The sequence below is a fragment of the Bradyrhizobium sp. P5_C11_2 genome (assembly GCF_054049755.1).
The window spans coordinates 1-6,558 of record NZ_JBFULT010000431.1 but is presented as its reverse complement, the minus strand read 5'-3'; the positions used below and the strand labels follow the sequence as shown (position 1 = coordinate 6,558).

7 protein-coding genes are annotated in these 6,558 nt (G+C 65.2%); 4 read left to right on the top strand and 3 right to left on the bottom strand.

Annotated features, from left to right (window positions below; all coding sequences use genetic code 11):
- Positions 1-336, top strand: a 336-nt coding sequence (locus tag ACXJL8_RS30070) for a histidine phosphatase family protein (RefSeq protein ID WP_456686093.1), incomplete at its 5' end; no start/stop codon positions are given.
- Between the two features lie 116 nt (positions 337-452).
- Here ACXJL8_RS30070 and ACXJL8_RS30065 read toward each other — a convergent pair.
- Positions 453-1,349 (bottom strand): methylated-DNA--[protein]-cysteine S-methyltransferase, encoded by an 897-nt coding sequence (locus tag ACXJL8_RS30065; protein WP_456686092.1) that lies wholly within the window; start codon positions 1,347-1,349, stop codon positions 453-455.
- A 55-nt stretch (positions 1,350-1,404) separates the two neighbouring features.
- Positions 1,405-1,938: a DUF2244 domain-containing protein gene (locus tag ACXJL8_RS30060; protein WP_456623174.1), complete on the bottom strand. Its 534-nt coding sequence runs from the start codon at positions 1,936-1,938 to the stop codon at positions 1,405-1,407.
- A gap of 22 nt (positions 1,939-1,960) precedes the next feature.
- On the opposite strand from ACXJL8_RS30060, the gene nth reads away from it, so the two are divergent.
- From nth to ACXJL8_RS30045, 3 genes are all read left to right on the top strand, one after another.
- Entirely contained in the window at positions 1,961-2,743 is a 783-nt protein-coding gene (nth, locus tag ACXJL8_RS30055; protein WP_456623175.1) for an endonuclease III, read from the top strand.
- 96 nt (positions 2,744-2,839) lie between these two features.
- Positions 2,840-3,982, top strand: coding sequence for an HlyD family secretion protein (locus ACXJL8_RS30050; protein ID WP_456623176.1), 1,143 nt, complete (start codon positions 2,840-2,842; stop codon positions 3,980-3,982).
- Positions 3,969-5,597 (top strand): MFS transporter, encoded by a 1,629-nt coding sequence (locus ACXJL8_RS30045; protein WP_456623177.1) that lies wholly within the window; start codon positions 3,969-3,971, stop codon positions 5,595-5,597. The genes ACXJL8_RS30050 and ACXJL8_RS30045 overlap by 14 nt, the downstream gene beginning before the upstream one ends.
- Positions 5,598-5,603: 6 nt before the next feature.
- Here the strand turns inward: ACXJL8_RS30045 and ACXJL8_RS30040 are convergent, their stop codons facing one another.
- A complete protein-coding gene (locus ACXJL8_RS30040; protein WP_456623202.1) occupies positions 5,604-6,344 on the bottom strand; it encodes a sulfate transporter family protein in 741 nt (246 codons plus the stop codon).
- Positions 6,345-6,558 lie beyond the last annotated feature (214 nt).

Below are 6,558 nucleotides of genomic sequence, written 5' to 3'. Positions count from 1 at the left end.
GGGCTGAACAAGGACGACGCGCGCAAGAAGTGGGGCGAGGACCAGGTGCTGGTCTGGCGCCGCTCCTACGACGTGCCGCCGCCCGGCGGCGAAAGCCTGAAGGACACGCTCGCGCGCGCACTGCCGTATTACGTTCAGGAAATCCTGCCCGGCGTGCTCAACGGCAAGCGCACGCTCGTCGCCGCCCACGGCAATTCGCTGCKCGCGCTGATCATGGTGCTGGAAAAGCTCTCGCCCGAAGGCATTTTGAAGCGCGAGCTCGCCACCGGTGTGCCGATCATCTACCGCCTCAACGCGGATTCGACCGTGGCCTCGAAGCTGGATCTGGCGGGGTAACAGACGCCGTCATTCCGGGGCGCCCGAAGGGCGAACCCGGAATCTCGAGGTTCTCAGGTGCGCAATTGCGCACCATGGTTCGATGCTTTGCATCGCCCCGGAACGACATCAGACAATCACTGCATCCCCACCTGCCCGGCTTCCCAGCCCAGCATCGCCTGCTTGCGGGTGATGCCCCAGTGATAGCCGGTGAGCGTGCCGCTCTTGCCGAGCGCGCGGTGGCAGGGGACGACGAACGAGACCGGATTCTTGCCGATCGCGGCGCCGACGGCGCGCGAGGCCCTTGGGCTGTCGATCTTGCAGGCGATGTCGGAATAGGACACCGCGCGGCCCATCGGGATCTTCAGCAGCGTCTCCCACACCCGCACCTCGAAATCGGTGCCGATCATKACCACGCGCAGCGGCTGGTCGGGCCGCCACAGCTTTTTATCGAAGATGCGCTGTGCGAGCGGCGCGGTGCCTTCGTGATCCTCGACGTAAGTTGCGTTGCGCCAGCGTCGCGTCATGTCGGCAAGCGCTGCTTTTTCGTCGCCGGGATCGGCGAAGGCAAGTCCCGACAATCCGCGATCGGTCGCGATCACGATGGCGGTGCCGAAGGGCGAGGGATGAAAGCCGTAGCGCAAGGTGAGGCCTGCGCCGCCGTTCTTCCATTCACCCGGCGACATCGCTTCATGCGTGACGAAGAGATCGTGCAGCCGGCCCGGACCTGAGAGGCCGGAGTCGAGCGCCGCGTCGAGCACGCTCGCGGAATCGCGCAACAGCCCCTTGGCATGGTCGAGCGTCAGCGCCTGCATGAAGGCCTTCGGCGTGAGCGAGGCCCAGCGGCGGAACAGATGGTGCAGCTCATCCGGCGTGACGCCGGCCRCATCCGCCATCGCCTCGATGGTCGGCTGCGCGCGCCAGTTCTCCGAGATGAAGGCGATCGCCCGGCGCACCGAGTCATAGTCGCGCAGCGCGGCGTTCTGGGGGCCCGGCTTGGCCAGGCGCTGATCATGTATGGCGAGTGTCATCATGACCGGAAATGTAGGAGCGGGGGCGGTTCGAAACCACCCGATTTCCGACGTGACATCAGCGAATGGGGTTGAAGGTCGGTCCGCGCTTGGCGGCGTTCAGCGCCTCAACCAAGCCATTGTAAAAGCTTGCTTTTTCTTCAGGCCCCAAAAAGCCGGCGAGCTGGAGCCGGCGGCCGCGCGAGATCAGGTAGAGGTGTTCGAGGCCAAAATCCTCGTCGACCTCCAGGTCGAGCCGGACCCAGAGCGGATTGAACGTCCATTCGGCGACCTGGCCGCGATGGCTGATGCGGCGCACGCGCAACTCGGACGGGGTAACCACAATCTGCTCGCTCGCCCGCGCGGTACGGAAATTGACCTTGAAGGCCCACCAGATCACCAGCACGTCGAGGCCGAAGAAGCCGAGCACCGGCCACGCCCCCATCATCAGGAACACGATGCCGGTGACGAAGCTGACGACGCTCAGGAACAGCATCACGGCGAGGAAGCCGGTGCGGTTCAGCGAGCGGTGCGGCGTCAGCAGCGCGGAGAAGATCTGCGGCTCTGGTTCGCTTGCAGATTTCTCGCGCTCAATTTCGTTGCCTGTGCTCATCGTCCCTCAGTATATCCCGATCATGGCAAAAATCATCCGCAAGGCAGCCGCGCGCAAACCGGCGCTGCCGAAGAAAAAGGCAACGCCGGCCGCCGCGAAGCCGAAGGCGTCCGCGAAGACATTGATCAAGGCCACAAAACCCAAGCCCGCAAAATCCAAGCCTGCAAAACCCTGGACGCCAGCCGAGATCCATGAGGTCTTCAGCCGTTTCCGCAAGGCCAATCCGGAGCCGAAGGGGGAGCTCGAGCACGTCAATCCGTTCACGCTGCTGGTTGCGGTGGTGCTGTCGGCACAGGCCACCGACGCCGGCGTCAACAAGGCCACGCGCGCATTGTTCGAGGTCGCAGACACCCCGCAGAAGATGCTCGATCTCGGCGAGGAGCGCTTGCGCGAGTACATCAAGACCATTGGGCTCTACCGCACCAAGGCGAAGAACGTGATCGGGCTGTCGGCCAAGCTGCTCAGCGAGTTCGGCGGCGAGGTGCCGCGCACGCGCGCGGAGATCGAGTCATTGCCCGGCGCCGGGCGCAAGACCGCCAATGTCGTGCTCAACATGGCCTTTGGCGAGCACACCATGGCGGTCGACACGCATGTCTTCCGGGTCGGCAACCGCACCGGGCTTGCGCCGGGCAAGACGCCGCTCGAGGTCGAGCTCGGTCTCGAAAAGGTGATCCCGTCCGAGTTCATGCTGCATGCGCATCATTGGCTGATCCTGCATGGCCGCTACACCTGCCTCGCGCGCAAGCCGCGCTGCGAGGTATGCCTGATCAACGATCTCTGCCGGTGGCCGGAGAAGACGGTCTGAGCGACAATCGAGTCATTCCGGGTCCGGTCCTTCGGACCGCCCCGGAATGACGATGGTGAGATCTATGTTCGAGCAAAGCCGGTTCTGGGGTCATCCGTGAGTCAACAAGAGCAAGTTTCGTCGCCGCCGGCCGTCGCTCCTGCCGCACCGGCCGCGCCGCCCAAGCCGGCACAACCGCCCGCCAGTTCGCTCTGGAGCCGGCTCGCGATCCCGCTGTTTGCGGTGATTGTCGCGCTCGCCTTCGTCGCGCTGGCGACGCTGCGCTTCGACGAATGGGTCGGCAATGCGGTGATTCAGACCACCAATGACGCCTATGTGCGCGCCGAGCTGACGCGGCTTGCGAGCCGCGTCTCCGGCGAAGTGCTGACTGTCGCGGTGACCGATTTCCAGCGGGTGAAGGCCGGCGATCTCCTGATCCAGATCGACCCCGCCGATTACGAGGCGCAGGTCGCACAGTCCGAAGCCGCGGTTGCGGCTGCGCAAGCCGTGCTCGACAATCTCGCCAACCAGGTCGAGCTGCAATATGCGACGATTGCGCAGGCCGAGGCCGCGCGGCTGTCGGCCGAAGCGATCGAGGTCGAGGCGCGGCAGGAGCAGGAGCGCCAGCAATCGCTGTCGCAGACCGAATCCGGCACGCGGCAACGCTTCGAGCAGGCGGTCGCTAGCTACGCCAAGGCGCAGGCCGACGTGCGCGCCAGCCGCGCCGTGATCGCCGCCCAGCAGCATCAGCTCGAGGTCCTGCAAGGCACCAGGAAGCAGCGCGCCGCCGATCTCGACGCCACCAAGGCTACGCTGGCGAGCGCCAAGCTCAAGCTCGGTTACACCAGGATCACCGCGCCGTTCGACGGCGTCGTCGGCGAGCGCCAGGTGCAGCCCGGCGACTACGTCAACATCGGCACCAACCTCATCAATGTGGTGCCGCTGCCAAAGGTCTATGTGATCGCGAACTACAAGGAGACCCAGCTCACGCATGTCGCACCGGGCCAGCCGGTCGAGATCACCGTAGACAGTTTTCCGCGCGAGAAGCTGCGCGGCCGGGTCGAGCGCATCGCGCCGGCGACGGGTGCGCAGGTCGCGCTGCTGCCGCCGGACAATGCGACCGGCAATTTCACCAAGGTGGTGCAGCGTATCCCCGTGCGCATCCAGTTCGACGACAACCAGCCGCTGCTGGCGCGGCTCGTACCGGGCATGTCGGTCGTCACCGGCATCGACACGAAGGGCGCGAATGGCGGAAAATGACGACGCCAGCCGCGGGCCGGTCTCGCGCGGCGGCATCGCGCCGCAGCCGCTGTTTGCCGTGGCCGCCGTGCTGCTTGGCTCGTTCCTCGCCAATTTCGACAGCCGGCTGACCACCGTCGGCCTGCCCGACCTGCGCGGCGCGTTCTCGCTCTCATTCGACGAAGGCGCCTGGCTGTCCACGGCCGGCATCGGCTCGCAAATCTTCATCGCGCCCGCGGTGGCTTGGCTTGCGACCGTGTTCGGCCTGCGGCGTGTGCTTGGTATCCCTAGCCTCGTCTATGCCGCGGTCTCTCTGACGATTCCGTTCGTGCGCGATTATCCGACACTGATCGCGCTCAGCGTCGTGCACGGGTTGTTGCTCGGTACCTTCGTGCCGGCGACCTTGATGATCGTGTTCCGCAATCTGCCGATCCGCTGGTGGCTACCGGCGATCGCGATCTATTCGATCCGCGTCGGCTTCGCGCTCGACACCTCGTCATCACTGGTCGGCTTCTATGTCGATCATCTCGGCTGGCAATGGCTGTATTGGCAGGGCGTCGTGATCGCGCCCTTGATGGGCCTGATGGTCTATCTGGGCACGCCGAACGAGCCGGTTAACCGCGTCCTGCTGCGCGAGGCCGATTGGGGCGGCATGCTGTTGCTCGGCGCCGCCGTCTCGATGATCTATGCCGGCCTCGACCAGGGCAATCGGCTGGACTGGCTCGGCTCCGGCACGGTGATGGCGCTGCTTGTCGGTGGTGGTGTTTTGTTCGTGGCCTTCGTCATCAACGAGGTGCTGGCTCGCCAGCCCTGGGCGCATGTGAACGTCCTGTTCTCGCGCAATATCGGCCTGTCGCTGGTGGTGATCCTGCTCTACACGCTGACCAGCCTCTCCAACTCATCGCTGGTGCCGAACTTCCTCGGCAATATCGGCCTGCTCAGGCCGGAACAGAGCGGCCTGTTGCTGTTCACCTATGGCGCGCTGCCGATGTTCGTGCTGGTGCCGATCTCGATCTATATGCTCCGGCACTTCGACGCGCGCGTGGTGGTGATACTGGGATTTTCCTGCTTCGCCGCCGCCAATCTTTGGGGCACCCAGCTCACCCACGACTGGGCGCGCGAGGACTTTATCGGCATCGTGCTGCTGCAATCGGTCGGCCAGTCGCTGACGCTGCTGCCGATCATCATCCTGGCGGTGTCGAACTCCGACCCCAGCCGGGCCACGGCCTTTGCCGCCTATATCCAGATCATGCGGCTCGGCGGCGCCGAGATCGGCGTGGCGCTGATGGGGACGTGGCTGCGCGTCCGCGAGCAGGTCCATTCCTTTTATCTCGGCCAGAACCTGACGGTCGGTGACGTCGACGTGGTGCGGATTCTGAAGCAGCTTGCCGATCACTTCGCGGCCCATGGCGCCGGCTCGGCGCCGGCGCGCGCGGTGGGAACGCTCGCAAGCTTCGTGCAGCGCGAGGCCAATGTGCTCGCCTATATCGACGGCTTCTGGCTGTGCTTCTGGCTGGCGATGGTCGCGCTCGGCTGCATCGCGCTGATCACCCGCGCGCCGCCGGGCCCGTTCACGCCCGCGCCGTTCGGCTTCGCCAAGATGCTGTTGCGCAAATGCGGGGTGCCGGTAGCGTAATTGGCTCTACCGCATCTGCCGCGCCGGCTCGATCAGCTCGGGCCGCGGTCCGGACAGGCGCTTGTGCATGTGGACCATGAAGGCCATGCCGAAGATCGGCGTCGCCAGATTGACGATCGGGATCGAGACGAAGGCCGCGATGATCAGGCCGGCGGTGAAGACGGTCGCGGCATTGTCGCGCCGCATCGCCTTGGCCTCCTCCGGCGATCGGAAGCGCATCGCGGCGAGCTCGAAATATTCGCGGCCCAGCAGCCAGGCGGTGGCGAGGAAGAAGATCAGGAAGCCGGCGCCGGCCAGCAACACGAAGGGCAGCGCGATCAGATAGACCAGGATGGTCAGCAATGCAGTCTTGACGCCCTCGTAGATCGCCTGGCTGAAGGGCAGCGCAACGCCGGGACGCTCGGCCGGATAATGCTCGCGCTCGACATGGTCGGCGACGTCGTCGACGAACAGGCTCGCCACCAGCGAGGTGATCGCGGGCATCAGGAACACGGCGCCGAACACGACGCCCAGGCCCGCCGCGATCGAGACGATCCAGGCCAGAACCCCGAGCGATGTGTGCCAGCCCGGCCCGAGCAGGCCTTCGAGCCAGACTTCGCCATAGGTCGCAAACCAGCTGAGCAGCCGCTGCAACCCGATCGCCAGCACGGTGATCAGCACCAGGGCAGCGCCGATCGATCGCCACAGGATCGAGCGCATCGGCGGCGAGATCATTTGCGACAGCGCCTTTACGGCGGCATCCAGCATGGGGGTACCTTTCACGAAAACCACCCGCGAGAGGTAGACACCCCAAGCCGCTTCGGCAAGTGACCCTGTCCGGCCTGCGGCTTTAGAGCGTTTTCGAGCGAAGTGGATACCGGTTCGCGTAAAGAAAACGCGTCAAAACAAGAATCTAGAGCCCCGTTCCGATTCTATCGGAACGGAAATGGCTCTAGGCTCCGCCACGATGATGGCCCAGCAG